Origin of the sequence: Thetidibacter halocola, assembly GCF_018224955.1 — a bacterium.
Classification (GTDB): Bacteria; Pseudomonadota; Alphaproteobacteria; order Rhodobacterales; family Rhodobacteraceae; genus Thetidibacter; species Thetidibacter halocola.
In genome coordinates, this window is sequence record NZ_JAGTUU010000002.1 from 351,722 (window position 1) to 376,366 (window position 24,645).

The window sequence follows — 24,645 nt, forward strand, 5'->3', positions numbered from 1 at the left end:
GAGAAGACGAAACCAGGGGGCCGGTTTTCCGGCCCCCTGTCATCCGGATGTTACCGGAAGAGCGACAGCAGCGACTGCGGCGCCTGGTTGGCGATCGACAGTGCCTGTACGCCCAGCTGCTGCTGGACCTGCAGGGCCTGGAGACGGGCCGAAGCCTCTTCCATGTCGGCGTCGACCAGCGTGCCGATGCCGGACTTCAGCGCATTGGACAGGCTTGTCACGAACTCCTGCTGGGTTTCGAGACGGCCCTGCACCGAACCGAAGGAAGCTGCGGCATCGATCGAATTCTGGATCATGAACTCGATCGCGACCAGCGCGGCGTCCGCACCGGCATCGGTGGTGACATCGATGTTCGACACTTCAGCAAGACCGCCGCCGATGGTTGCGCTGGCGCCGGCGCCAGCCGTTCCGGTATTCACCTGCACCTGGATGGTGTCGGTCGCGTTGCTCACCGTCGATGCGATGTCGAGGCCGGAGCCATTCTGCGTGACTGTCAGCACGTCGGGATCGATCGAATTGTTGGCAGCGTAGATCGCAAAGGCCTGCGCCAGGCCCTTGGCGACGTCGGCGGCGGTGTCGCCGTCCTTGGTCACATACATGATCTCGTCCAGTTCGCCGGCGTTGGCCGGGGTAATGGCCGCGCCGGTGCGCAGGTCGGCCTGCGTGAACGAGCTGTTGTCGGCGTCGGTGCCGAAGACCGACAGCGAGTAGACCCGGCCGGCCGCTGTGGGCGCGGTGATCGTCAGCGTGTCGGACTGGGTCGCGTTCAGCGTGCCGTTGTCGCCCGCCGTGGCTGTCCAGGTGCCGGTCAATGCCGCGGTCTGCGTGGTGAGGTCCTGCTTGCGGACACTGATGTCGCTGGAGGTCACGCCTGCGCCGGACCGGTCCAGCGAGGACAGCACGTTGACGGTGCCCGTGCCCGCCGTCGTATCCAGGTTCGATGTCAGGTTCAGGCCATTGAACTGGGCAGCGCCGGTGACAGAGGCGATCTGGTCGCGCAGCGCGTCGATGTCGGTCTGGATCTTGTCGCGGTCGACGTTCGATTCCTGCGCGGCGACGATCTTGCCCTTCATGTCGGTCAGCAGGTCGGTCACCGTCTCGGCAGCCTGGCGGGCAACGGCGACGGTGGACTGGCCCAGGTTGAGGCTGTCGGAGATGCCCTTGAAGCCCTTCACGTCGGCTTCCATGACCTTCGAGATGGCCCAGACGGCGGCATTGTCCTTGGCGGTAGCAACGCGCTTGCCGGTCGAGATTTCCTGCTGCGTGGTGGCGAGGTTCGAGTTGATCGACTTCAGGGTCTGCAGCGCCACCATGGCGCCGTTGTTCGTCAGGATGCTAGACATATGTGTGTCCTTGATGTCTGGAGGCGCATTCAGCGCCGGTTTGTCTTGCCTTGCGGCATCTCAGACGTCTTTCTGACGTGTGTGGGGCCCGTGGTTCGGACCCCACGCCATCCAATCGGATGCAGCGCCACCATGATCATCGAGTCCTAACGTCCTCCTAATCGCGCACGGTCCGAAAACGTCGATTTTACGAAAATCCGTTTCAGGCCCGCTTCTCGAGCTGGTTCGTCGCCGGATTGTCGATCGAGAACCGGCGACCCTTGGCGTCATAGCTGTCGAACGAGCGTCCGAGAGCCTGAACGCTGCCCAGACGCGAGACGACGGCGCGCACACCCTCCAGGGCCCGATCGAACAGCGCCTGGTTTCGCCGCAGCGCGCCTTGCAGCGGTTGCAGCGATTCGACGGAGACCGGGTCGTCGCCCAGCGCCTTCGCGAGTGACTGCTTTTCCTCCAGCAACGTTGCAATCCGGTCGAAGTCGCCGGCGAGCAGCGCCTGACGTTCGGATTCCAGCAGGTCGGCGAGACGATCCGCGATGCTGGTCATGCGCCGCGCTCCTTCATGGCGTTGAAGATGGCTTCGCCCAGGCCGATTCCTCCGGCGCGGGCCATGGCGCGCGCCTGTTCGAGGCGCAGGAACGAGCCGAACTGATCCTCTCCGGCGCCGCCGCCGAATTCCGAAGGCGTCTTTCCCACGCCGGCCGATTTCAGCATCTCGGCAAGAAATGTGGCCTCCATTTCCTGCGCCGCAGTCTTCATCTCTGCCTGGATCCGTGCCGGAACAGGCCCTTGAAGCGGTGTGATCGTCATTCGGGTGTCTCCAATTCGACTCACTTCCGCGACCGTGCCGGGGTCGGAGTAAAGATGCGGTAAGGATCTTTGTCCTAGATGGTGCTCGACGGAAGAATCCGGAGTGAACACATGCTTGGCCAGATCACTGCGCTTCTGGGACTGACGGTGCCGCAAAGGCATGGCGGGACCACAGATGCCAAGGGCGACACCCCCGACTTTTCAGAGGTTCTGGCGGAGGTCGCCGGACGCGACTCGGGAAATCGGCCCGACACGGAACGTGATCCGGTTTCTGGCCAGCGCGCCTCCACCGCAGAAACAGAAGCCGCCGGAGAGCCTGGCGAGGCAGCAGAAAGCGAGGCCGAGATGACCTCGGACAGCGCGCTGGATGCACCGCGGGAGGTCGATCTGGCCGAACCCCCGCTCGTGGCGGCGTCGCCGGATCGGCAGAAACGGGCAGAGCCTCCGAAAGGCAGGACCGACGATCAGTCCGATACCGTCACGAATGCCCGAATTGCCGTGGAGCCATCGGCAACGGGGCAGGGCACGGTTCGGCGGGATCGCGCAGGGGCCACCGATTCGGCCGATGGAATGACGTGGCCCGGGCGGGTGGGGAATCGCGTTCGGCATCTTCCCTTCGGCTTGGTGGCAGAGCCGAAGCCTGGTGTGCTGCCTCCTCAAGCTGCGGCGGTGGCTATCGCACGGATAGCGACGGATCCGGTTACGACGGACGGGGATCGAACCGCGGCCAGTTCCGATGGTTCGGGCAGGCGGGGCCCTTCCGCGGTGTTCGCGGAAGGCGGGAAGGCGATGGCCGGTCCGCCTGCAATGCGGTCGGAACGCCGGGCCGAGGGTGAGACGCCGCAGGGCGACCGACGCCTTTCCAGCATGGCTGGCGATGCGTCGACTGCAAGGCTCTCCACGTGGCGACCGGTCTTGCATGCCGCGGAGTCGGCACAACCCGGCCCGGATCGGTTGGCGACGGCACCGCGCGGCTGGTCTGCGGGCCGGGGTCAGCCGGACCCTGACCGCGGTGTGGCGTCAGTGGGCCAACCCTCTGGGGGCATATCGCTACCGGAAAGCCTTCTGAAGAGGGTGGCTGAAGCGCGCCCAAGCGATGCCGCGCAGTCTCCTGTGGCCGCCCGGCCGGAACCACTTGCTGACGCGCGCCAGCGGGCACTTGCAGCGCGCCTGCCGGAATTCGCGCCGCTGGCCGCCCGCATCGTATCGCCCGGCGAATCTCCCCCGGCATCAGTCGGCCAACCCGCCTTTGCCACCGCCAGTCCGGGGGCGTCCGGCCGGGTCCCGTCCGTGTCTGGCGGCGAGGGTTCGGCGATGGCGACACGCCCGGACGGCGTCTGGACAGGGCCCGAGCCGGCCGTGCCCGAATCCCTTGTCCCTGCCGGGGCTGGCAGGCTGGTAGGGCGACGGGGCGCCGAGCTGCCGCAAGAGGTTGGCCGGTCGTCCGAAGCGCCAAGGGGCGCGGCGGGCATGGCGCAGGCGGAAACCACGACGGCTGTCTTCCCGCCAATCGGGCGCGTGACGCAGAAGGTGGACCGGCCAGATGCCCGGTCGGCACAGGGTCAGGCACCCGTTGATGCCGAAACCGCAGGCCCGGGCCGGGCCCAGGGCGCAGGCTCCGGCGAAGTTCTCCGTGCCGGCGGTGGCCCGCACACCGCTGCGAAGTCCACCCTTGCCGGCGCGCCTCCCCCCCAGATTGTGACAACAATTCCAACGCGCGTCATCGATCCGTTCATCGCCGATCCCGAGGGTGAGGATGCGGATTTCGGGCTGACGGCAAGCGGCGACGCGCGCTTGGTTCCCGGCATGGCCACGGTGCCGACCCAGCCGGCGACGCCGATGCGCGCCGATCCGCAGGCGATCCTGCGCCAGGTGGCCGAGGCTTTGCCCGGCCTCTCCGAATTCGGAATCGAAATCCGGCTTTCGCCCGAGGAACTGGGCCCGGTCCGCATGCACCTGATGCAGACGGATGGCGGCATGATGGTGCATGTCCAGGCCGACAGGCCCGAAACGCTGGACCTCTTGCGGCGGCATATCGACCAGCTGGCACGCAACCTGGCCGAGGCCGGGCATGACGCCAGCGGCTTCACCTTCTCGGATGGCAAGGGCGGGCAACAGCGTGGTTCCAGCGGCATCGGCCTGACCCCGAGCGCGGGAACCGGGCCCGAGCAGGCCGTGACGCAGGGACGACCCGCACCCGATCAACCGACCGACGGCATCGACATTCTTCTCTGATGGAGTCCAGCATGGTGACCACAGCGACAACCAACACCCAGACCGCGGCGGCGCTTGCGCCCCGCGGCGACAGCGCCGCCGGCAAGACAAAGAGCGACGCGATCAATCTCAGTGCCGATTTTCAGATGTTCCTGACCATGCTTACGACGCAGATGCAGAACCAGGATCCGCTGAACCCGGTCGATTCGACCGAATACGCGACGCAGCTCGCCTCGTTTTCGAGCGTCGAGCAGCAGATCAAGACGAACGACCTGCTGCGCGAGATGATGGGGCAGGCGGGCAGCGGCGCGCTCCAGCAATTCGGAGGATGGATCGGCAAGGAGGTTCTGGTCGAGGCCCCGGTGCGGTTCGAGGGGCAGCCCGTGGTCCTGCGCCCCGATTACCACGCCGAGGCGAGTTCGGCCGTCCTGGTCATTCGGGGACCAGATGGAGCGCTGGTCGAGCGGCGACCGGTTTCGACCGACGAGGACAGCGTGATATGGACCGGCCGGGACGAGAGCGGCGCGGTCCTGCCCGCCGGTGTCTACCGGTTCGAGATCGAAAGCTATGCCGACAAGACCCTGCTCGAGACGCGGATGCCGCCGGCCTATGCCCGCGTCGACGAGATCCGGACAGAGGGGGGCGCCGTGATGCTGCGTCTTGCGGACGGGACAGAGACGACGGCGGCGATGGTCGCGGGTCTGCGCAATCCGGGGTGAGCGGGCGCTCACCCTGCCAGTGCCAGGGCCAGCGCGACGGCCCCACCACCCGCAACCGCGCCCAGCGCCGACCATAGCAGGCGCGTGGGCCAGGGATTGACACGCGCGGGCGCGGCCGGCGCCGCCTGACGGATCAGCGCGGCCTCTACAAGGCCGGGCAGGCGCGGACCGAACCGCGCCAGAACCACCGCTGTCTTGCGCAGGTCATTCAGCGCGGCGCGCGGCCCGAGGGAGGTCTTGATGTAGTCCTCGACCACCGGCTTTGCGACCGTCCAGATGTTCATGTGCTGGTTCAGCGAGCGTGCGACGCCCTCGACCACGACCATCGTCCGTTGCAACAGGATCAATTCGGTCCGTGTCTCCATCCCGAACCGCTCGGTCACCTCGAACAGGTAGGCCAGCAGCTTGCCCATTGAGATCTTGGTGGCGTCCATGCCGAAGATCGGCTCTCCCACGGCGCGCAAGGCGCGGGCGAATTCGTCGACATCGCGGTCGGCGGGGACGTAGCCCGCCTCGAAATGGACCTCGGCCACACGCTGGTAGTCGCGGCGGATGAAACCATACAGGATCTCGGCATAGACCCGGCGGGTGTAGATATCGATATGGCCCATGATCCCGAAATCATAGGCGATGATGTCGCCGTTCGCCGCGACCTTCAGGTTGCCCTGGTGCATGTCGGCATGGAAGAAGCCGTCGCGCAGCGCGTGGTTCAGGAAAAGTTGCAGCACCCGTTCCGACAACGCGACCCGGTCATGCCCCGCCGCGTCCAGCGCGTCATTGTCGCCCAGCGGCACGCCCTCGGCCCAGCCCAGCGTCATCACGCTGCGACCGGAATAGGGCCATTTGACCGTTGGCAACTGAAAGCCGGCGTCGTTCTGGGTGTTCGCCGCGAATTCGCTGGCGGCGGCGGATTCGAGCCGCAGGTCCAGCTCTCCCATCACGACGCCTTCGAAATGCGCGATCACCTCGGTCGGCCGAAGCCGTCGTGACGCGGGTGAAAGCACCTCGATGATCCAGGCCGCGAAGTAGAAGGCATCGATATCCTTGCGGAAGGCGCGTTCGATGCCCGGCCGCAGCACCTTGACCGCCACGGTCTCGCCGGTTTCGGCCAGCGTTGCCTTGTGCACCTGCGCGATCGAGGCGGCGGCGACCGGCTCGCTGAAGGTCGAGAACAGATTGTCCACCGGCCGCCCCAGTTCCTCCTCGACCTGCAACTTGGCCAAGGCGACAGAAAACGGCGGCAGCTTGTCCTGAAGCACGCGCAACTCGCGTGCCATGTCATCGCCCACGAGGTCGGGCCTGGTCGATAGGATCTGGCCGAACTTGATATAGGCGGGGCCCAGCGCCTGCAACGCGCGCACCGCGGGCGGCAGGGCCGGGTCGCCCTCGTCGCCCAGCCACGTGAACGGCCAGCCCAGCACCCGCGCTGCCACCCGCAACGGCGCGGGCGCGTCGAAGGCGTCAAGGATGACACGCATCGCGCCTGTGCGTTCCAGCGTCGCGCCGGTGCGCACCAGCCGCCAGAGGTTGTGCGGCCCGCGCATCAGATCTTCCAGCCGGAATGCAGGCAGGCGACGCCCATGGTCAGGTTGCGGTACTTGGCATTGTCGAAACCGGCGGCCCGCACCATTCCAAGGAACGTCTCCTGGTCAGGAAAGCGGCGGATCGATTCCACCAGGTATTGATAGCTGTCGCGGTCGCCGGCGATCATCTGACCCATGCGGGGGATAATGTTGAACGAATACAGATCGTAGACCTTCTGCATCATCTCGTTCGGAATCTGGCTGAACTCCAGCACCATCAGGCGCCCGCCGGGTTTGAGCACGCGGAACGCCTCGTTCAGCGCCTCTTGCGGGCGGGTCACGTTCCTTATGCCGAAGGAGATCGTGTAGACGTCGAAACTGTTGTCGGCAAAGGGCAGGGCCATCGCGTCGCCTACCACCCAGTCGAGGCTGCCGGACAGCGCCTCGGCCTCGGCGCGCTTGCGCCCCTCGACAAGCATGGGTTCGGTCAGGTCCAGAACGGTGGCGTGGCCGTGACCGGCCCGCTTGAGGAAGCGAAAGGAAATGTCGCCCGTGCCACCCGCCACGTCAAGCAGCCGCTGGCCGGGGCGGGGCGCCAGCCAGTCCATCATGGCGTCCTTCCACAAGCGGTGGATGCCCAGGGACATGGCGTCGTTCATCACGTCGTATTTCGACGCGACCGAGCGGAACACGCCCTGTACGCGGCCTGCCTTTTCCTCTTCGCGCACTTCCGAGAAGCCGAAATGCGTTTTGCGCTCCTGCTCGTCACTCATGCCGAACACCCTTTCCAGATCACCGCGAGACATAGAGGCAAGGTGGGCAAAGGACAAACAGGCAATTGCGCGCGGCCGATTTCACTTGAAAGCCGGGGCGACACGCCGACATTACGACGGCCAGAGAGGATCGCCATGCCCGAATTGCCCGAAGTCGAAACCGTGCGTCGTGGCCTTGCGCCCGCGATGGAAGGTGCGCGCATCGCTCGTGCCCAGGTGAACCGACCCGACCTGCGCTGGCCCTTTCCCGACCGCATGGCCGAAAGGCTGACCGGCGCGAGAGTGGACCGCCTGCGGCGGCGGTCGAAATACATTCTCGTCGATCTGGATACCGGCGAGACGCTGCTGATTCATCTCGGCATGTCGGGCCGGATGCTGGTGTCGGGCGACCCGCTGGGGCGCTTCGTGCATGATCACCCGGCGCCGGAAAAGCACGACCATGTCGTGCTGGAGATGGAGAATGGCGCTCGCATCACCTTCAACGACCCGCGCCGTTTCGGCGCGATGGACCTGATGCCCACCGACGCGCAGGATAGCCACCCGCTGCTGGCGCACCTGGGGCCGGAACCGCTTGGCAACGCGTTCAGCGAATCCCATCTGGTCGCCGCGCTGCGGGGGCGGAACACGCCGATGAAATCGGCGCTGCTGGACCAGAAGATCGTTTCCGGATTGGGGAATATCTATGTCTGCGAGGCGCTCTATCGGGCGGGCATCCACCCCGCGCGCCGCGCCCGCCGGGTTGCCGGCACCCGGATCGCAGCGCTGGTGCCGATCATCCGGCAGGTTCTGACCGAGGCGATCGAGGCGGGCGGGTCGAGCCTGCGCGATTTCCGGCAGGCCGATGGCGAACTTGGCTATTTCCAGCACAGTTTCGATGCTTATGGACGCGAGGGCGAATCCTGCCGGACACCCGGGTGCACCGATACGATCCGACGCATCGTTCAGTCGGGGCGGTCGTCCTTCTACTGCCCGTCTTGTCAAAGATAGCTTGAACAGGGTGAATTTGCTGCTAAGCCTGACGCCCTGACGGAAACGAGCGGAGCCCGCAGTCATGGCCTATGAGACGATCATCGTCGAACTGGAAGACTACGTCGCAACCATCAGGCTGAACCGGCCCGATGCCCTGAACGCGCTGAACACGCAGTTGCTGGGCGAACTGGCGGACGCGCTGGAAGAGGCCGATGCCAACGAGAAGGTCCGGTGCATCTTGCTGACCGGATCGGCCAAGGCCTTTGCCGCCGGGGCGGACATCAAGGAAATGTCCGAGATGAGCTATGTCGACGTGAACGCGTCGAACCTGTTCGCCGATTTCGGCGACCGCATCCAGAAGATTCGCAAGCCGGTGATCGCCGCCGTGTCGGGCTATGCGCTGGGCGGCGGCTGCGAGCTGGCCATGGCCTGCGATTTCATCATCGCCGCCGATACCGCCAAGTTCGGCCAGCCCGAGATCAACCTGGGCGTCATCGCCGGCATGGGCGGCAGCCAGCGCCTGACCCGTTTCGTGGGCAAGTCCAAGTCGATGGACATGAACCTCACGGGGCGTTTCATGGACGCGGACGAGGCGGAACGCTGCGGCCTGGTCAGCCGCGTGGTGCCAGCCAAGAAGCTGATGGAAGAGGCGATGGGCGCCGCCCAGAAGATCGCCGAAAAGTCGATGATCGCCGTGCGCACCGCAAAAGAGGCGGTGAACCGCAGCTACGAGACAACGCTGACCGAGGGCCTGCTGTTCGAGCGGCGCGCCTTCCATGCGTTGTTCGCGACCGAAGACCAGAAAGAGGGCATGGCCGCCTTCATGGAAAAGCGCACCGCCCAGTTCCGCGACCGCTGAATCCGCTCAGCCCTGGTTGGCGCCGCGAATCCGGCGGATCGCTGCGCGGACCACGCGCCAGTTCTCGGCCTCGCGGCTGTCAGTGCTTTCGCGTTCCCGCCGCGCGGCAAAGGCCTCGGCCCTGTCGCCTTGGGCGCGATACAGCGCATGGGCCAATTCGGATGTCCTTTCGGCTTCGAGCATGGCTGACTCCCTTTTTCTGCCAATTTGCCGTGGTCGTTTACCATAGCATATCCCGCCGCTTTGGCCAAAGCGCGGCAAACCCCCTTTGCAACCGAGGAAAAAGCCACTATAGGCGCCCCTCAGACATGCGCGTGATGCCCGCTCAGGCAAGATTCGGCTCCGACGAACGGTTCGGGTGGGCATTGCGTTTTGACACCTGAAACAACCGGACGAACCAAAGGAACGAATCGACATGGCAAATTCGCCCCAAGCCAAGAAGCGCGCCCGCCAGAACGAAAAGCAGAACGCGGTCAACAAGGCACGCCGTTCGCGCATCCGCACCCATATCCGCAAGGTCGAAGAGGCCATCACATCGGGCAACAAGGATGCTGCCGTCGCCGCCCTGCGCGAGGCGCAGCCCGAGTTGATGCGCGGCGTGACCAAGGGTGTCTTCCACAAGAACACCGCGTCGCGGAAAATGTCGCGTCTTTCGGCACGGGTGAAAGCGCTGGCCTGATTTTTCTCACATGTGGTAAATGTGACGAAGGGCACCACATCATGTGGTGCCCTTTTTCGTGTCTTATACAGCAATTCGGGCCGCAGAGATTCTTTTGCCGGGAAGTTCGAGTCAAGCTGTAAGTTCGGTTGCTCGGGCTGCGCGAAGGTTGGTAATTTCCTCCGGCGAGTGACTCGCTGGGGGGACAGAGGCACGCATCGGAATCGGTTTGCTGACGGTTCCGTTCGTGGTCCGGGCCGGGAAACCGGTTGGTTGGAGCGCGGATGATTGCGCCTTGTCCATTATTGGATCGAACGGTTTGGCGGCTGTGCTTTGGGGGTAGAGCAAAGCTGGCCGATCGTGACGACAAGCGGAATCAACCTGCGCCGGGGGGCGCGGGACTGGTTTCTGCGTCCCGGCGACGTCCTGGCTAGGATTGGCTCCGCAACGAACGGGGCGCGTTGAAAACAGAACGGGCGTAGGGACAAATGACCAAGGAACAATGGGGCGCATTGCAGGATTCACTTTGCAAGACGGTCGGCGAAAACAACTATAAGACCTGGATTGCGCCCCTGTCCTTTCACGGTCTCGAAGATGGCGGTGTCGCGGTCTTCGGCGCGCCTACGAACTTCTTCGGTACCTATGTCTCGCAGAATTACGGTGACCTGCTGCTGTCGCAGTTGTCCAAGGTGAATTCGTCTGTCTGCCGCGTGATGTTCCGCACCAGCACCCGCCCCGCCGCCAATGTGCCTGCGGCGGTTAGGCCCGCAGCACCCGCCCCCACCCCCCGGGAGGACCTGCCCGGCGCGCCGCTGGACCAGCGGTTCACCTTCGAAACATTCGTGGTGGGCAAGCCGAACGAACTGGCGCACGCCGCCTCGCGCCGGGTGGCCGAGGGCGGGGTCGTCACCTTCAACCCGCTGTTCCTTTATGGCGGCGTGGGTCTGGGCAAGACGCACCTGATGCACGCCATCGCGTGGGAGTTGCGCGCGCGCCATCCCGAAAAGACCGTCCTGTATCTGTCGGCCGAGCAGTTCATGTATCGCTTCGTGCAGGCGCTGCGCGAGCGCAAGATGATCGACTTCAAGGAGCTGTTCCGCTCGGTTGACGTGCTGATGGTCGATGACGTGCAGTTCATCGCCGGCAAGGATTCCACGCAGGAAGAGTTCTTTCACACCTTCAACGCGCTGGTCGACCAGAACAAGCAGATCATCATCTCGGCCGACCGCGCGCCGGACGAGATCAAGGACCTGGAAAACCGCATCCGGTCGCGCCTGCAATCCGGCCTGGTGGTCGACCTGCACCCGACCGACTACGAACTGCGCCTGGGCATCCTGCTGTCCAAGGCCGAGATGTATCGCGCGCAATATCCGGGCCTGTCCATCGCTGATGGGGTGCTGGAGTTCCTCGCCCATCGCATCAGCACGAATGTCCGCGTGCTGGAAGGCGCGCTGACGCGGCTGTTCGCTTTCGCCTCTCTGGTGGGCAAGCCGATCGACATGGACCTGGTGCAGGACAGCTTGGCCGATGTGCTGCGCGCGTCCGAGCGCAAGATCTCGATCGACGAGATCCAGCGCAAGGTGGCCGAGCATTACAACATCCGCTTGTCCGACATGATCGGGCCCAAGCGCGTGCGCAATTTTGCCCGGCCGCGCCAGGTGGCGATGTATCTGTGCAAGCAACTGACCTCGCGCTCGCTGCCCGAGATCGGCCGCCGGTTCGGCGGGCGCGACCACACGACCGTCATGCATGGGGTGAAGCGGATCGAGGAATTGCGCCTGCAGGATGGGCAGATCGACGAGGATGTCGAGCTGCTGCGCCGCGCGCTCGAGGCGTGATCGCGCCTTTCGGACACAGCCGACGGTGCGACGGGCCCATGTGGGCCCGTTTGCCTTGACGGCACAGGGTTTCCATCGGACAAAACGCGAAAACAGGGCTTGGAGCCGCAGGGGCTTGTGGCTAACCTGCGCGTCCGGCCTAGCGGAGGATGGGTGATGAAGATCAGCATTGAACGGGCGGCGCTGCTGCGCGCCGTGGCGCAGGCACAGTCCGTGGTCGAGCGGCGCAACACCATTCCGATCCTCGCCAACGTCTTGATCGAGGCCGAGGGCGACACCGTCACCTTCCGCGCCACCGACCTGGATATCGAGGTGCTGGACAAGGCGCCCGCGATGGTCGAGCGCGCCGGGGGCACGACCGTGTCGGCGGTGACGCTGCACGAGATCGTGCGCAAGTTGCCCGACGGGGCGCTGGTCGCGCTGTCCGAGGACAGCGCGTCGGGCCGGCTGACGGTCTCGGCCGGGCGGTCGACCTTCTCGCTGGCAACGCTGCCCAAGGAGGATTTCCCGGTGATGGCCTCGTCGGAATACGCGACGAATTTCACCGCCAAGGCGCAGGTGCTGCGGCGCCTGTTCGACAAGTCGAAGTTCGCCATCTCGACGGAAGAGACGCGATACTATCTGAACGGCGTCTACATGCACGTCGCCGATGCCGATGGCGGCAAGGTGCTGCGCTGCGTGGCGACCGATGGCCACCGCCTGGCCCGGATCGACGCCGACCTGCCCAAGGCTGCCGAGGACATGCCCGGCGTGATCGTGCCCCGCAAGACGGTGGGCGAGATGCGCAAGCTGCTGGACGAGGACGACATGGACATCGCCGTGTCGGTCAGCGAGACCAAGGTGCGCTTCGCGACCCCTGACATCACCCTGACGTCGAAGGTAATCGACGGCACCTTCCCCGACTATACTCGCGTGATCCCGCAGAACAACACCCGGAAGCTGGAAGTCGACGCCAGCGAATTCGCCAAGGCGGTGGATCGCGTCGCAACGGTCAGTTCGGAACGCTCGCGCGCAGTCAAGTTGCAGCTGGACGAGGATCGCCTGATCCTGTCGGTCAACGCTCCCGACAGCGGCGCCGCCGAGGAAGAACTGGCCGTGGCCTATGGCGACGAGCGGCTGGAAATCGGGTTCAACGCGAAATACCTGCTCGAGATCGCATCCCAGGTGGATCGCGAGAACGCTGTCTTCCTGTTCAATTCGTCCGGCGATCCCACGCTGATGCGCGAGGGAAACGACACCAGCGCGGTCTACGTGGTCATGCCGATGCGCGTGTGATTCCCATCGGGAGCCTCCGGCGGGAGTTTACTGGGCAAGATGAAGGGAGGACGGGGTGTATCTGTCATCCCTGACGCTCTCGCATTTCCGGTCGCACCGGTTGGTGCGTTTGTCAGTCGATGCGCGGCCAGTGGCGATCTTCGGCCCGAACGGCGCCGGCAAGACCAACCTGATCGAGGCGGTGTCGCTGTTCTCGCCGGGCCGGGGCCTGCGACGGGCGGCGGCGGCCGAGATGGCGCGGCGACCGGAAAGCCTCGGCTGGAAGGTCACGGGCATCCTGCATGGCACGACGACGCATGAGATCGCCTTTTCGTCCGAGGGCGGCGCAGCACGTCAGGTCGAGGTTGACGGCAAGGTGGCAAGCCAGGTGGGGCTTGGCCGGATCGCACGGGTCGTCTGGCTGATCCCGGCCATGGACCGGCTGTGGATCGAGGGGGCCGAGGGGCGGCGGCGGTTCCTCGATCGCGCGGTTTTGTCTCTTTACCCGGACCACGCGCAGGCGGTGCTGGATTATGAGAAGGCCATGCGCGAGCGCAACCGCCTGCTCAAGGAGCAGGTACGCGATCCGCACTGGTATGCCGCGCTGGAAGCGCAGATGGCGCGTAGCGGGGCCGCGATCCATGCCAACCGGCTAGCAGCCGTCGACCGGCTGACCGAGGCGCAGCGGGAGGCCGAGACGGCCTTTCCCGTGGCAGAGCTGGACCTGACCCAGACCGAGGGTGAGATGCCGGGTTCGGAGGCCGGTCTGCGCGAGGCCCTGGCCGAAAGCCGGTTCCGCGACATCGCCGCCGGGCGCACGCTGGTGGGGCCGCACCGCGCCGACCTGCACGGCGTCTTTGCCGCCAAGGGCGTGCCCGCCGCCGAGTGTTCGACCGGAGAGCAGAAGGCGCTGCTGATTTCGCTGATCCTGGCCAATGCCCGCGCGCTGGCGCAGGATGAAAGTCAGCCGCCGCTGGTGCTGCTGGACGAGGTCGCCGCGCATCTCGACGCGAACCGCCGTGCAGCCCTTTATGACGAGATCTGCGCGCTTGGGGCGCAGGCCTGGATGACCGGAACGGAGCGGTCGCTGTTCGACGGTCTGGGCGGTCGCGCGCAGGCGCTGGAGGTCACGGAAGAGGCGGGCGAATCCCGTGTTTCGACGGTCGCTTTAAACCCCTAAATCTTGTGTCCATCGCGTGACATTCCCCCATGAAACCGCTATAGAAACGGTCAAAAGAACAAAGGAAGGCGGCATGTCCGAACCCGCAGGCACCCAGGCCAGCAGCGAAAGCGAATACGGCGCGGAATCCATCAAGGTTCTCAAGGGCCTGGAGGCGGTGCGCAAGCGCCCGGGCATGTATATCGGCGACACCGACGATGGTTCGGGTCTGCATCACATGGTTTACGAGGTCGTGGACAACGGCATCGACGAGGCCCTGGCCGGTCATGCCGATTTCGTGCAGGTCAAGATCCATGCCGACAACAGCGTTTCCGTCCGCGACAACGGGCGCGGGATTCCGACCGACCTGCACACCGGCGAAGGCGTCAGCGCCGCAGAGGTCATCATGACCCAGCTGCATGCGGGCGGGAAATTCGACCAGAACAGCTACAAGGTCTCGGGCGGTCTGCACGGGGTCGGCGTTTCGGTGGTCAACGCCTTGTCGGTTTGGCTGGAGCTGCGCATCTGGCGCGGCGGCAAGGAGCATTACGCACGGTTCGAGCATGGCGACACGGTCGAGCATCTGCGCGTCGTCGGCGATGCGAACGGCCAGCGCGGCACCGAGGTGCGCTTTCTCGCCTCGACCGGCACGTTCAGCAATCTCGACTACGATTTCCACACGCTGGAAAAGCGCCTGCGCGAACTGGCCTTCCTGAATTCCGGCGTCCGCATCATCCTCGAGGACGAACGCCCGGCAGAGCCGCTCAAGATCGAGCTGCATTACGAAGGCGGTGTGCGCGAATTCGTGAAATATATCGACCGCTCAAAGCAGCCGATGATGCCGGACCCGATCTACATGACCGGCGAACGCGACGGTATCGGCGTCGAGGTGGCGATGTGGTGGAACGACAGCTACCACGAGACGGTGCTGCCCTTTACCAACAACATCCCGCAGCGCGACGGCGGCGCGCACCTGGCGGGCTTTCGCGCCGCGCTGACCCGCGTGTTGCAGAAATACGCCCAGGAATCGGGCATCGCGAAGCGGGAAAAGATCAACTTCACCGGTGACGACGCCCGCGAAGGGCTGTCCTGTGTCCTGTCGGTCAAGGTGCCCGATCCGAAATTCTCGAGCCAGACCAAGGACAAGCTGGTGTCCTCCGAGGTGCGCCCCGCGGTCGAGAACCTGGTGGGCGAGAAGCTGGCCGAATGGTTCGAGGAAAACCCGACCGAGGCCCGTATCATCGTCGGCAAGATCGTCGAGGCGGCGCTGGCCCGCGAGGCGGCGCGCAAGGCGCGCGAGCTGACGCGGCGCAAGACGGCGATGGACGTGAACTTCCTCGCTGGCAAGCTGAAGGATTGCGCGGAAAAGGACGCGTCCAAGACCGAGCTGTTCCTTGTCGAGGGCGACTCGGCCGGCGGATCGGCACAGACCGGGCGCGACCGGCGCACGCAGGCGATCCTGCCGCTGCGCGGCAAGATCCTGAACGTGGAACGTGCGCGTTTCGACAAGATGCTGGGCAGCCAGGAAATCGGCAACCTTGTGATGGCGCTGGGCACCGGGATCGGCCGGGACGAGTTCGACATCAACAAGCTGCGCTACCACAAGATCGTCATCATGACGGATGCCGACGTGGACGGTGCGCATATCCGGACGCTTCTGCTGACCTTCTTCTACCGCCAGATGCCCGAGCTGATCGAAGGCGGCTTCCTGTATATCGCGCAGCCGCCGCTCTACAAGGTGACGCGCGGCAAGTCCGAGGTCTATCTCAAGGACCAGGCCGCGCTGGAGGATTACCTGATCCAGCAGGGCATCGAGGGCGCGCAGCTGATCCTGGGCACCGGAGAGGTGATCCTTGGGCAGGACCTGATCCGCGTCGTCGAGGAGGCCAGGCAACTGAAGCGCGTTCTGGATGCCTTCCCGACCCATTACCCGCGTCACATCCTGGAACAGGCAGCCATCGCCGGGGCCTTTGTGCCCGGGGCGGTGGATGCCGACCTTCAGGGTGTCGCAGACATCGTGGCGGCGCGGCTGGACCTGATCGCGCTGGAATACGAACGCGGCTGGACGGGGCGCATCACGCAGGACAAGGGTCTGCGCCTGGCGCGAATTCTGCGCGGCGTCGAAGAAGTGCGCACACTGGACGGACCGATGCTGCGCTCGGGCGAGGCGCGCAAGACCGGCAGTTTTACCCAGGCCCTGCAGGCAGTCTACAGCACCGCTGCCACGCTGGAACGCAAGGACCGCCGCCAGTTGATCCATGGCCCACTGGATCTGCTCAAGGCGATCCTCGACGAAGGCGAAAAGGGCCTCACCCTGCAACGCTACAAGGGCCTGGGAGAGATGAACCCCGGCCAGCTCTGGGAAACTACGCTGGACCCGAACGCGCGCACCTTGCTGCGGGTCGAGATCGACGACATGACCGAAGCGGATGACCTGTTCACCAAGCTCATGGGCGATGTCGTGGAACCGCGGCGCGAGTTTATCCAGCAGAATGCGCTGAGTGTCGAAAACCTGGATTTCTGAGCTTTTCTAGGCGCCCGGCTCTCGTTTGAAATCCTCGCTGAACTGGTTGCAGGTCATCATGGCCAGCCGAACAGGATCAGCGCCATCACGGCGGGGCGACTTCTGGTCAAAGCGCTTGGGGCCGTATTTGGAGCCGCTCCGGCTCCGTCACCGCGCCAGTGATGTCGGCGTTGCGCGGTCAGCGGCCGGAAGCCGCGGGGACAAGGCGCGCATCCGTCGCCCGGAACGCCACGTGCAGGCTGTCTCCCTTGCGGAACCCCTCTGACTGGGGCGAGGCAATGGCGAACAGCGACCCCGCCGGCGTGGTCAGCGTGTATTGAACGCTGTTGCCCAGCCATGCCGCGTAGGACACCTCCGCCGGCAGCATGCCGTCGCCGGCATCGCGCGACAGGCGCAGCTGATGCGGGCGCAGGACCAGTTGCGCCGGGCCGGTCGCGGGCCAGGCAAGGGGCAGGGCATAGGTGCGGTCAAGCAGCCGGATCTCTGCCTCGGGCCCGGCCTTTGCGACCTCGACCGGGATCACGTTTGCATCCCCGATGAAGTCCGCAATGAAGGCCGAGGCGGGTCGGTCGTACAGATCCTCGGGCGTGCCCTCCTGCGCGATCTCGGCGTTCTTCATCACGATGATCCGGTCGCTGACCGCCATCGCCTCTTCCTGGTCATGCGTGACGTAGACCGCCGTCAGGCCAAGCCGCTGCTGGATCTGGCGGATCTCCTCGCGCACGTGGCGGCGCAGCTTGGCGTCGAGGTTCGACAACGGTTCGTCCAGCAGCAGGACCTCCGGTTCCAGAACGATGGCGCGGGCGACCGCGACTCGCTGCTGCTGGCCACCTGACAGTTCGGACGGAAGGCGCGCGCCAAAGCCCTTGAGCCCGACCAGGTCCAGCCCCGCCTCGGCGCGGTCCCTGACCTCGGCCTTCGGCGTACCCTTGACGGCCAGGCCGTAGCCCACGTTCTCGAGCACCGTCATGTGCGGGAACAACGCATAGGACTGGAACACCATCGACACCCGGCGATAGGTGGCTGACAGGTGCGTGACGTCCTGCCCGCCGATCAGGATGCGCCCCTCGCTGGCGCTTTCCAGGCCCGCGATCAGGCGCAGCGTCGTCGTCTTGCCGCAGCCCGAAGGCCCCAGCAGGGTGCACAGCGTTCCCGGTGCGATGTCCAGGGACAGCGGCTTGAGGGCCACGACCTCGCCAAAGCGCTTTGTGACGTTCTCGAACCGGACGGAACCTTTCATGGTCCTCTCCTCAATGGGCTTCCAGACGGTCGGCGCGGCGCAGGGTGCGCCGACCGATCACGAGTTGCAGGGCAAGAATGGCGGCCAGCATGGTCACGATCAGAACGGCGGCATAGGCGATGGCGATGCCGTATTCCCCGTTCTCGACCCGGCCGACGATAAAGCTGGTCGCCATGTTGTAGCGGGCGGACACCAGGAAGATGACGGCCGAGACCGAGGTGATGGCGCGGACGAAGGAATAGGTCAGCGCAGCCAGGATCGCCGGTCCCATCAGCGGCAGGATCACCCGGCGCAGCGTGGTCGCCGAATTCGCGCCGAGCGTGATCGACGCCTCGTCCAGCGACTTGTCCAGCTGGCTCATGGCGGCGATGCCGCCGCGAACGCCCACCGGCATGTTGCGGAAGATGAAGACGACGATGAGGATCAGCCCCGTTCCGGTCAGCTCGATCGGCGGAAAGTTGAAGGCCATGACATAGGCCACCCCGATCACCGTGCCGGGAATGGCAAAGGACAGCATGGTCGAGAACTCGAACGCGTCCTTGCCGGCGAATTTCTGGCGCACCAGCAGGTAGGCGGTGGCCAGACCGACGGCGGCGGTCAGCGGCGCGGCGATCGCGGCGATGGTCAGCGTGGTGAAATAGCTGTCCCAGGCCGCGCCAGTGAAATGCACCCCGTTTCGCACGACGATGCCGAAGGCGCGCTTGTAATGCTCCAGCGTGATCGTGTGGTCATAGCCCCAGAGCTTGACGAAACTGCCGAAGACGATGAGCACGTAAAGGACCAGCGTAAAGGCGGCCCAGGGCAGCGCGACCAGGTAGCAGGTCCAGCGCAGGCCGGGGTTCAGCGCGGCGTGCTGACCCGAATCCGCCTTGCCGGTGACGGTGGCGTAGTTCTTGCGACCCAGCCAGGTGCGCTGCGCGACGAAGGCGCCCAATGTCAGCGACAGCAGGATCATCGACAGGATCGCCGCTTTCGCCGGGTCGGCGACGGTGCCCACGATGGCAAAGTAGATCTCGGTCGAGAGCACGTTGAAATTGCCGCCCAGCACCAGTGGATTGCCGAAATCCGCCACGCTTTCGATGAAGCCCAGCAGAAAGGCGTTGGCCAGTCCCGGCCGCATCAGCGGCAGGCTGATATAGCGGAAGGTCTGCCAGCGGTTCGCGTCCAGCGTCTGGCTGGCTTCCTCCATGCTGGGGCTGACGCCTTCGACCACGCCGATCAGCACGAGAAAGGCGATGGGTGTAAAGGACAGCATCTGCGCCAGCCAGACTCCCCAGAACCCGTAGAGCCAGCGGGTCTTTTCCCAGCCGAACGCGTCCGAGAAGAACTCGGTGATGGTGCCCGACCGGCCGAACAGCAGGATCAGGACAAGGCCGATCACGAAGGGCGGGGTGATGATGGGCAGGATCGTCAGCACCCGCAACAGCCGCTTGGCGGGAAAGGCGGTCCGCGTGAAGATCAAAGCAAATGCGAGGCCCAGCAGCGTGGTGCCGGTCGCCGTGGACAGGCCAAGCAGAAGCGAATTCATCGCCGCCCCGCAATTGCCCAGCCCGGTCAGGCAGGCCGCCGACCAGATTTCTGGCGCGAGAAAGCGCGGCAGGAACTCGGACAGACCCAGCCCCGCGCCGTCGCGCAGCTCGAAGGCGCGGATCAGGATGAAGGACATCGGGTAGAAGACGAAGATGCCGACCAGCGCGACGATCGCGCCGACCAGCCCGGTGATGAACGCATCCCCCCGACCGCGACCCAGCCCCGAGATGCCGGTCGTCAGCAGGAACAGCAGACCCGCCGCCACGACAAGGGCCCCGGCGCCCATGCCGGGCTGCGTCTCTCCCTCGAACAAGCCGAACCTGGTGCGGTTGCCCAGGATCGCCAGCCCTTGCGCCGCCATCAGGACCAGCCCCAGCACGCCGCCCGCGACCAGCCCGCGGGCCGTCGCCAACTGGTCGCGGGCTGCGAGCAGCGCTGCACCGGCGACGGCGAACCCCGCCAGCGGCAGCCAGAGCCAGGGCCGGGCGGCCAGCGACCACAGCAGGCCCGACCGGGCCTCGCCGCCCAGCTCTGCCAGCCAGCCGAAGGACCAGAAGCCCTCCGCGACCATGTACCAGGGCAGCAGGGCATAGCCCGCCAACCCGATCAGAAGCCAAAGCCCCGCCGTGCGCCGCATTGCATCCATCCCGAATAATGACGGCCCGCGCCCGGTGGTTGGGGCGCGGGCCGGGTGTCAGGCGATCATTCTTCGAAATTGCCGCCCTTCGACTTCACCTCTGCTTCCCAGCGGTTCAGCAGGCGCTCGCGCGTGCCGGACGCGCCGTAGGTGGCAAAGTCGTAGTCGATCAGCTTGACGGCGGCCATGTCGGGCGCATCGGGGTCTACCGACGCTCCGGGGTTCGACGGGATGTTGAAGACACCCACCTCCAGCCCGCGGGACTGCGCCTCGGCGCTGGTCACGTATTCCACCCACTGTTTCGCGGCGTCCATGTTGGGCGTGCCGTTGATGACGCTGACCGCGCCCACCTCGTATCCGGTGCCCTCGCAGGGCGACACGATCTCGACCGGGAAGCCCTGTTTCTTGAGGTTCACCATGTCGTGCATGAAGCCGACTGCGATGGTCGTTTCACCGCGCGCGGCCATCTTGCCCGGCGCCGAGCCGGACTTGGTGTGCTGGTTCACGTTCGCGCCGATATCGGCCAGCAGGGCAAAGGCCTCGTCCTCGCCGAAGACCTGCACCAGCGTCGCCAGCTGCGTATAGGCCGTGCCCGAGGATTGCGGGTTCGACACCGTCACCTCGCCCTTGTATTCCGGCTTGGCGAGATCGCGCCAGCAGGCGGGGGCGGGCAGGTTCTTTTCGGCAAGCACCTCTGTGTTGTACATCATGCCCAGCAGGCCGACATGAACACCGATCGCCTTGCCTTCGGACATCTCGGCCATGTTCTGCGCCCAGCCCAGCAGGCCCGACGTGTCAGCGCCGGTCGCAACCGTCAGCCCCTCGGAGGCCGCGATCAGGTGCGGGTCGCCCGTGCCGCCCCACCAGACATCGACCTTGGGATTGCCGGCCTCGGCCCGGACCTGCGCCAGCACCTCGCCGGTCGACTTGCGCACCATGGCGACATCGATCCCCGTATCGATCTTGAAATTCTGGGCCATCAGGTCGCACCAGGCCTGCTCGTTCGAGCAGACCACGTTCAGGCTCTGCGCCTGGGCCGCACCTGCGGTCATGACAGCAGCCAGCGCCAGCGCGCTGATCATTGTTCTTTTCATCGGTTTCCTCCCATTCGTCCGCCTCTGTGGGGCGGCGTGGTAGAAGTCTGGCACGTGGCCACCCCATGAGGCGAGGCCCGCTCCCGTTAACAACCTGACGGCGGCCCGGATTTTGATGAACAATGTTACAAAATGCGGACGCCCTGATAATCGATGAAACCCGATCGCGATTGCAGGGCGGTGACTTTGCTCCATTATGGACGGCGGGAGGACGGAGGCGATGGAGGAGGCTTCCACGGACGCTCAGGCGACCGCCACGGGCGAAGGTCCGGTTGTGGCGATCATCGACGATGACGCCGATCTGCGGCGCACGGTGGCGGCGCTGCTTGAGGATAACGGTTTCGTTCCTCTGCCGCTGTCCGACGGGGCGTCTTTCCTGGCGCTGGGTCCGCGGCCGCGCGTCGACCTCGCACTGGTGGACCTGCGCCTGCGCGGGGAAAACGGGCTGACGCTGGCGATCCGCATCCGCGAGACGCTGGGCCTTCCGATTGTCATGCTGACTGGCCGGGGCGACGAGATGGACAAGATCATCGGGCTCGAGACCGGGGCCGACGACTACATGATGAAGCCCTTCAATCCCCGCGAACTGATCGCACGGCTGCGTGCGGTGCTGCGGCGCGCGGGGCACCCGGCGATGCTGACGCCCGACCGCAGCGCCAGCACGATCCTGCCCTTCGGACGGCTCCGGCTGGACATGACCCGGCGCGAGCTTCTGGCGGCAGACGGGGCCGAGGTGCCGCTGACCAATGCCGAATACCGGCTGCTGGAATATTTCCTGCGCAATCCCGACCGGATCATCCCGCGAACCGAATTGCTGACGGAACTCGGCAACGATCTGTCGCAATACATGGACCGCACGATCGACGTGCTGATCCTGCGCCTGCGCCGCAAGATCGAGGCGGTGCCATCCAAACCGGTCCACCTCCAGACCCGGCGTGGCCAGGGCTATGTCTTTGTCATGGGCGGTGCCGCATGATGCGGCTGACCGTCCGGGCGCGGCTATTGCTGGCGCTGGCGCTGCTGGCGGTCGCGGTGCTGACCGTCGGCGCGATTGCCTGGGGGGCGCTGACGCGCGGCACGGACCGGCTTGACCGGTTGCATGGCGAGACCCTGGGCGGCGTGGACCAGGCGCTGACCCTGTCACGGCAGGCGGCCGACCTGGCGACGCTGGCGCCCTACCTTCTGACGCTGGACAGCCCGTTTCGCATCGCCCAGGAGGGGCGCGAGGCGACCGCGCTGGTGGATGCCATCGCCGCGGGACTGCCCCCGGACGACGCCTTGCGCGGCCGGGTGGACGACACACGCCGCGCCATAGCCGACCTTGTGCGCGAAACCTCGCTGCGCGCCGGTCTGCGCGACCGCACGCTGCGGCTGAACGCCGAGCTTGCGGCGGCCGAACGCCGCTTTGCCGCGCAGTCGGCCCGGCCCTCTGCGGCGCTGATGGAACGGCAGGACTGGCTGGCGCTGCAACGCATCGCGGCCGCCCTTCTGGGCGCAGGCCGGGCCGAGAACCTGATCGGCGTCGGCGAGTTCCAGCGCGAATACACGAGGCTGGCCGCCCACCTGGGTGACCGCCGCCCGGTCTCTGCGGCCGGGGACCTGGCCCGCATGACCGCGATCGCCGAGGGGCGCGACGGGCTGTTCGAGCTGCGCCGACTGGAACTGGCCCGGCAGATCGGGGCCGAGGCCGCGCTGGTGCGCATCCGCCAGGGCGCTGCCGCCGTCACCGGGCACTCCGCCGCCGCAACGGTCCTTGCCCGCGATGCCATCGCCGCCGAGCGGGCCAGCACCGCCACCGCGATCGCGCTGGCCAAGTCCACGATCCTCGCGGTGGGTCTGGCCAGCGCGGCGCTGGCGCTGATGGCCGCGCTGTATGTCTCGGGGCATGTCACGGCGAACCTGCGCGCGATTTCGGACGCGATGGTGCGGCTGGCCTCGGGCGACCGGCAAAGTCGCCTGCCACGGGGGGAGGGCGGAGGGGACGAGATCGGCAAGCTGTTTCATGCCTTCCGGATCTTCCGCGCCAATGCGCTCCGGCTCGACCGGTCGCACCGGCAGATGGCGCAACGCACCGCGCTTTTCGAAAAGATGATGGCGGGCATCAGTGACGGCGTGGCGATCCTGTCCGATAACGGCCAGATCGTCGCCAGCAATCAGCGCCTCGCCCAGGTCTTGCGCGTCGATCCGGCGCGCCTGGATGGCCGTCCGCGCCTGTCGGAGATCGTCGATGCGGCGGGCTGGCAGGTCGTTGAGGGCCCCGGCGGCTTTGCCAATCTCAGCCTGCCGGGCCTTGCCCATGCCGAGCGCCGGTCAAGCGATCTTCCCGGTGGCGGTTCGGTCGCTCTGTTCTCGGACGCCACCGAGCGCCGGCAACTGGACGACCGCCTGCGCCAGATCCAGAGAATCGAGGCGCTGGGCAAGGTTTCGGGCGAAGTCGCGCATGATTTCGGGAACATCCTGTCGACGATCTCGGGCAGCCTGCACCTGATGGACAGCGCGCCGCCGGAACGGCAGGGCATGCTGCGCCAGACCGTCGCCAGCGCGGTGGACCTGGGGATGTCGCTGACGGGTCGACTCCTGTCCTTCGCGCGGCGCCAGCAGCTTGAACCGGAACTGGTGGACCTGCCCGCGCTTGTCGAAGGGATGGCGGATCTGGTCGGTTTCGCACTGCGCGACGAGATCGAGCTTGTCATCGACATCCGGTCCGGTCCGCTCCAGGTGCGGGTGGACCCGGGGCAACTGGAAAGCGCGATCCTGAACCTGTGCCTGAACGCGGGGCAGGCGATCCCGGGCGAGGGCCGGATCACGCTCGGCGTCGCGCGCGACGGCGATCACGCCCGGATCGAGGTCACGGATACCGGGGCCGGGATGCCGCCAGAGGTTCTGGTTCAGGCGATGGAACCCTTCTTCACCGCCCGCGCGGATGGTGCGGGGACCGGGCTGGGGCTGGCAATGGTCTACGGCTTCATCCGCCAGTCCGGTGGCGACATCACCATCGATTCAACTGTCGGCGAGGGAACCCGGGTCTGCCTGACCCTGCCGCTTGCCGCGGTCGCCACATCCGGCTTGCCGGGTTTCGGCGCGGTCCTCGTGGTCGAGGACGAGTCCGGCGACAGGGCGCTGGCCGAAAGGCTTCTGACCGGATGTGCCGGGCGCCTTGAGATTGCCGGCTCTGCCGGGGCGGCGCTGGACCGCCTGGAACGGCCTTTCGACCTGGTCGTGACCGATCTGGCGTTGCATGGCCGCGTCGCGGGATGGCGCGTGGCATCGGTCGCCCTGTCCCGCTGGCCCGAGGCCCTGGTCATCGTGGTTTCCGGCAACCTGCCCGAGGTGAACCCGCTTGCGGCCCGGTTCCCGCGGCGGATCGCAACGCTGGCAAAACCCCTGACCTCGGCGGCGCTGGGCGCCGCGCTGGCAGAACTTGGCGCGACGGGTCAGGGCGACGAGCCTCAGTCAGGCATCCAGCGCTGATGCAGCCCGTGCCTGGCCTGGCCGGGATTCCCG

General features: G+C 66.0%; 20 protein-coding genes. 11 read left to right on the top strand and 9 right to left on the bottom strand.

The window, feature by feature from the left end; all coding sequences use genetic code 11:
- Nucleotides 1–50 precede the first annotated feature (50 nt).
- The 3 genes from KB874_RS05920 to KB874_RS05930 form a co-directional block, all read right to left on the bottom strand.
- Nucleotides 51–1,343: a flagellin N-terminal helical domain-containing protein gene (locus KB874_RS05920; RefSeq protein WP_212535633.1), complete on the bottom strand. Its 1,293-nt coding sequence runs from the start codon at nt 1,341–1,343 to the stop codon at nt 51–53.
- A gap of 202 nt (nt 1,344–1,545) precedes the next feature.
- Complete coding sequence (locus KB874_RS05925) at nt 1,546–1,887, bottom strand: hypothetical protein (protein WP_212535634.1); 342 nt, start codon at nt 1,885–1,887, stop codon at nt 1,546–1,548.
- Complete coding sequence (locus KB874_RS05930; protein ID WP_212535635.1) at nt 1,884–2,150, bottom strand: rod-binding protein; 267 nt, start codon at nt 2,148–2,150, stop codon at nt 1,884–1,886. Before KB874_RS05930 ends, KB874_RS05925 begins: the two co-directional genes overlap by 4 nt.
- 111 nt (nt 2,151–2,261) lie before the next feature.
- Here KB874_RS05930 and KB874_RS05935 point away from each other — a divergent pair, with 111 nt between their 5' ends.
- Nucleotides 2,262–4,385, top strand: a complete 2,124-nt coding sequence (locus KB874_RS05935) for a flagellar hook-length control protein FliK (protein ID WP_212535636.1) — start codon at nt 2,262–2,264, stop codon at nt 4,383–4,385.
- A gap of 11 nt (nt 4,386–4,396) precedes the next feature.
- Nucleotides 4,397–5,083 carry a flagellar hook capping FlgD N-terminal domain-containing protein gene (locus tag KB874_RS05940; RefSeq protein ID WP_212535637.1) on the top strand — a complete coding sequence of 229 codons (687 nt, stop codon included), beginning with the start codon at nt 4,397–4,399 and terminating at the stop codon, nt 5,081–5,083.
- An 8-nt stretch (nt 5,084–5,091) separates the two neighbouring features.
- Here KB874_RS05940 and ubiB read toward each other — a convergent pair whose 3' ends face one another.
- Both ubiB and ubiE read right to left on the bottom strand, forming a co-directional pair.
- On the bottom strand, nt 5,092–6,627 hold the full coding sequence (gene ubiB, locus KB874_RS05945; RefSeq protein ID WP_212535638.1) for a 2-polyprenylphenol 6-hydroxylase: 1,536 nt from the start codon (nt 6,625–6,627) through the stop codon (nt 5,092–5,094).
- A complete protein-coding gene (gene ubiE, locus KB874_RS05950) occupies nt 6,627–7,379 on the bottom strand; it encodes a bifunctional demethylmenaquinone methyltransferase/2-methoxy-6-polyprenyl-1,4-benzoquinol methylase UbiE (protein WP_212535639.1) in 753 nt (250 codons plus the stop codon). The genes ubiB and ubiE overlap by 1 nt, the downstream gene beginning before the upstream one ends.
- Nucleotides 7,380–7,514: 135 nt before the next feature.
- Here ubiE and mutM point away from each other — a divergent pair, with 135 nt between their 5' ends.
- Both mutM and acuK read left to right on the top strand, forming a co-directional pair.
- Complete coding sequence (gene mutM / locus KB874_RS05955) at nt 7,515–8,366, top strand: bifunctional DNA-formamidopyrimidine glycosylase/DNA-(apurinic or apyrimidinic site) lyase (protein WP_212535640.1); 852 nt, start codon at nt 7,515–7,517, stop codon at nt 8,364–8,366.
- A 64-nt stretch (nt 8,367–8,430) separates the two neighbouring features.
- Nucleotides 8,431–9,207 (top strand): acryloyl-CoA hydratase, encoded by a 777-nt coding sequence (gene acuK, locus KB874_RS05960; RefSeq protein ID WP_212535641.1) that lies wholly within the window; start codon nt 8,431–8,433, stop codon nt 9,205–9,207.
- A 6-nt stretch (nt 9,208–9,213) separates the two neighbouring features.
- On the opposite strand, the gene KB874_RS05965 is transcribed toward acuK, so the two are convergent.
- Complete coding sequence (locus tag KB874_RS05965) at nt 9,214–9,390, bottom strand: hypothetical protein (protein WP_212535642.1); 177 nt, start codon at nt 9,388–9,390, stop codon at nt 9,214–9,216.
- Nucleotides 9,391–9,622: 232 nt separating this feature from the next.
- On the opposite strand from KB874_RS05965, the gene rpsT reads away from it, so the two are divergent.
- From rpsT to gyrB, 5 genes are all read left to right on the top strand, one after another.
- Entirely contained in the window at nt 9,623–9,886 is a 264-nt protein-coding gene (gene rpsT / locus KB874_RS05970) for a 30S ribosomal protein S20 (protein ID WP_212535643.1), read from the top strand.
- A gap of 467 nt (nt 9,887–10,353) precedes the next feature.
- Nucleotides 10,354–11,703, top strand: coding sequence for a chromosomal replication initiator protein DnaA (dnaA, locus tag KB874_RS05975; protein ID WP_212535644.1), 1,350 nt, complete (start codon nt 10,354–10,356; stop codon nt 11,701–11,703).
- 156 nt (nt 11,704–11,859) lie between these two features.
- Nucleotides 11,860–12,978: a DNA polymerase III subunit beta gene (dnaN, locus tag KB874_RS05980; RefSeq protein WP_212535645.1), complete on the top strand. Its 1,119-nt coding sequence runs from the start codon at nt 11,860–11,862 to the stop codon at nt 12,976–12,978.
- Nucleotides 12,979–13,033: 55 nt separating this feature from the next.
- Nucleotides 13,034–14,137 carry a DNA replication/repair protein RecF gene (recF, locus tag KB874_RS05985; protein WP_212535646.1) on the top strand — a complete coding sequence of 368 codons (1,104 nt, stop codon included), beginning with the start codon at nt 13,034–13,036 and terminating at the stop codon, nt 14,135–14,137.
- Between the two features lie 73 nt (nt 14,138–14,210).
- On the top strand, nt 14,211–16,640 hold the full coding sequence (gyrB, locus tag KB874_RS05990; protein WP_212535647.1) for a DNA topoisomerase (ATP-hydrolyzing) subunit B: 2,430 nt from the start codon (nt 14,211–14,213) through the stop codon (nt 16,638–16,640).
- A gap of 178 nt (nt 16,641–16,818) precedes the next feature.
- Here the strand turns inward: gyrB and KB874_RS05995 are convergent, their stop codons facing one another.
- From KB874_RS05995 to KB874_RS06005, 3 genes are all read right to left on the bottom strand, one after another.
- Nucleotides 16,819–17,880 (bottom strand): ABC transporter ATP-binding protein, encoded by a 1,062-nt coding sequence (locus KB874_RS05995; RefSeq protein WP_212535648.1) that lies wholly within the window; start codon nt 17,878–17,880, stop codon nt 16,819–16,821.
- A gap of 10 nt (nt 17,881–17,890) precedes the next feature.
- Nucleotides 17,891–20,047, bottom strand: a complete 2,157-nt coding sequence (locus KB874_RS06000; protein ID WP_249200288.1) for an ABC transporter permease — start codon at nt 20,045–20,047, stop codon at nt 17,891–17,893.
- Between the two features lie 65 nt (nt 20,048–20,112).
- The gene (locus tag KB874_RS06005) at nt 20,113–21,141 is read right to left on the bottom strand and encodes an ABC transporter substrate-binding protein (protein WP_212535650.1); all 1,029 of its coding nucleotides are present in this window, start codon (nt 21,139–21,141) and stop codon (nt 20,113–20,115) included.
- 220 nt (nt 21,142–21,361) lie between these two features.
- Between KB874_RS06005 and KB874_RS06010 the strand changes: the two genes are divergently transcribed.
- Both KB874_RS06010 and KB874_RS06015 read left to right on the top strand, forming a co-directional pair.
- Entirely contained in the window at nt 21,362–22,117 is a 756-nt protein-coding gene (locus KB874_RS06010; RefSeq protein ID WP_212535651.1) for a winged helix-turn-helix domain-containing protein, read from the top strand.
- On the top strand, nt 22,114–24,612 hold the full coding sequence (locus KB874_RS06015; protein WP_212535652.1) for a sensor histidine kinase: 2,499 nt from the start codon (nt 22,114–22,116) through the stop codon (nt 24,610–24,612). The genes KB874_RS06010 and KB874_RS06015 overlap by 4 nt, the downstream gene beginning before the upstream one ends.
- The last annotated feature ends 33 nt before the right edge of the window (nt 24,613–24,645 follow it).

Bases quoted from the DNA above. Each gene is read 5' to 3' on its own strand.
- KB874_RS05920 (WP_212535633.1), bottom strand. From the start codon at position 1,343: ATGTCTAGCATCCTGACGAACAACGGCGCCATGGTGGCGCTGCAGACC.
- KB874_RS05925 (WP_212535634.1), bottom strand. From the start codon at position 1,887: ATGACCAGCATCGCGGATCGTCTCGCCGACCTGCTGGAATCCGAACGT.
- KB874_RS05930 (WP_212535635.1), bottom strand. From the start codon at position 2,150: ATGACGATCACACCGCTTCAAGGGCCTGTTCCGGCACGGATCCAGGCA.
- KB874_RS05935 (WP_212535636.1), top strand. From the start codon at position 2,262: ATGCTTGGCCAGATCACTGCGCTTCTGGGACTGACGGTGCCGCAAAGG.
- KB874_RS05940 (WP_212535637.1), top strand. From the start codon at position 4,397: ATGGTGACCACAGCGACAACCAACACCCAGACCGCGGCGGCGCTTGCG.
- ubiB (WP_212535638.1), bottom strand. From the start codon at position 6,627: ATGCGCGGGCCGCACAACCTCTGGCGGCTGGTGCGCACCGGCGCGACG.
- ubiE (WP_212535639.1), bottom strand. From the start codon at position 7,379: ATGAGTGACGAGCAGGAGCGCAAAACGCATTTCGGCTTCTCGGAAGTG.
- mutM (WP_212535640.1), top strand. From the start codon at position 7,515: ATGCCCGAATTGCCCGAAGTCGAAACCGTGCGTCGTGGCCTTGCGCCC.
- acuK (WP_212535641.1), top strand. From the start codon at position 8,431: ATGGCCTATGAGACGATCATCGTCGAACTGGAAGACTACGTCGCAACC.
- KB874_RS05965 (WP_212535642.1), bottom strand. From the start codon at position 9,390: ATGCTCGAAGCCGAAAGGACATCCGAATTGGCCCATGCGCTGTATCGC.
- rpsT (WP_212535643.1), top strand. From the start codon at position 9,623: ATGGCAAATTCGCCCCAAGCCAAGAAGCGCGCCCGCCAGAACGAAAAG.
- dnaA (WP_212535644.1), top strand. From the start codon at position 10,354: ATGACCAAGGAACAATGGGGCGCATTGCAGGATTCACTTTGCAAGACG.
- dnaN (WP_212535645.1), top strand. From the start codon at position 11,860: ATGAAGATCAGCATTGAACGGGCGGCGCTGCTGCGCGCCGTGGCGCAG.
- gyrB (WP_212535647.1), top strand. From the start codon at position 14,211: ATGTCCGAACCCGCAGGCACCCAGGCCAGCAGCGAAAGCGAATACGGC.
- KB874_RS05995 (WP_212535648.1), bottom strand. From the start codon at position 17,880: ATGAAAGGTTCCGTCCGGTTCGAGAACGTCACAAAGCGCTTTGGCGAG.
- KB874_RS06000 (WP_249200288.1), bottom strand. From the start codon at position 20,047: ATGCGGCGCACGGCGGGGCTTTGGCTTCTGATCGGGTTGGCGGGCTAT.
- KB874_RS06005 (WP_212535650.1), bottom strand. From the start codon at position 21,141: ATGAAAAGAACAATGATCAGCGCGCTGGCGCTGGCTGCTGTCATGACC.
- KB874_RS06010 (WP_212535651.1), top strand. From the start codon at position 21,362: ATGGAGGAGGCTTCCACGGACGCTCAGGCGACCGCCACGGGCGAAGGT.
- KB874_RS06015 (WP_212535652.1), top strand. From the start codon at position 22,114: ATGATGCGGCTGACCGTCCGGGCGCGGCTATTGCTGGCGCTGGCGCTG.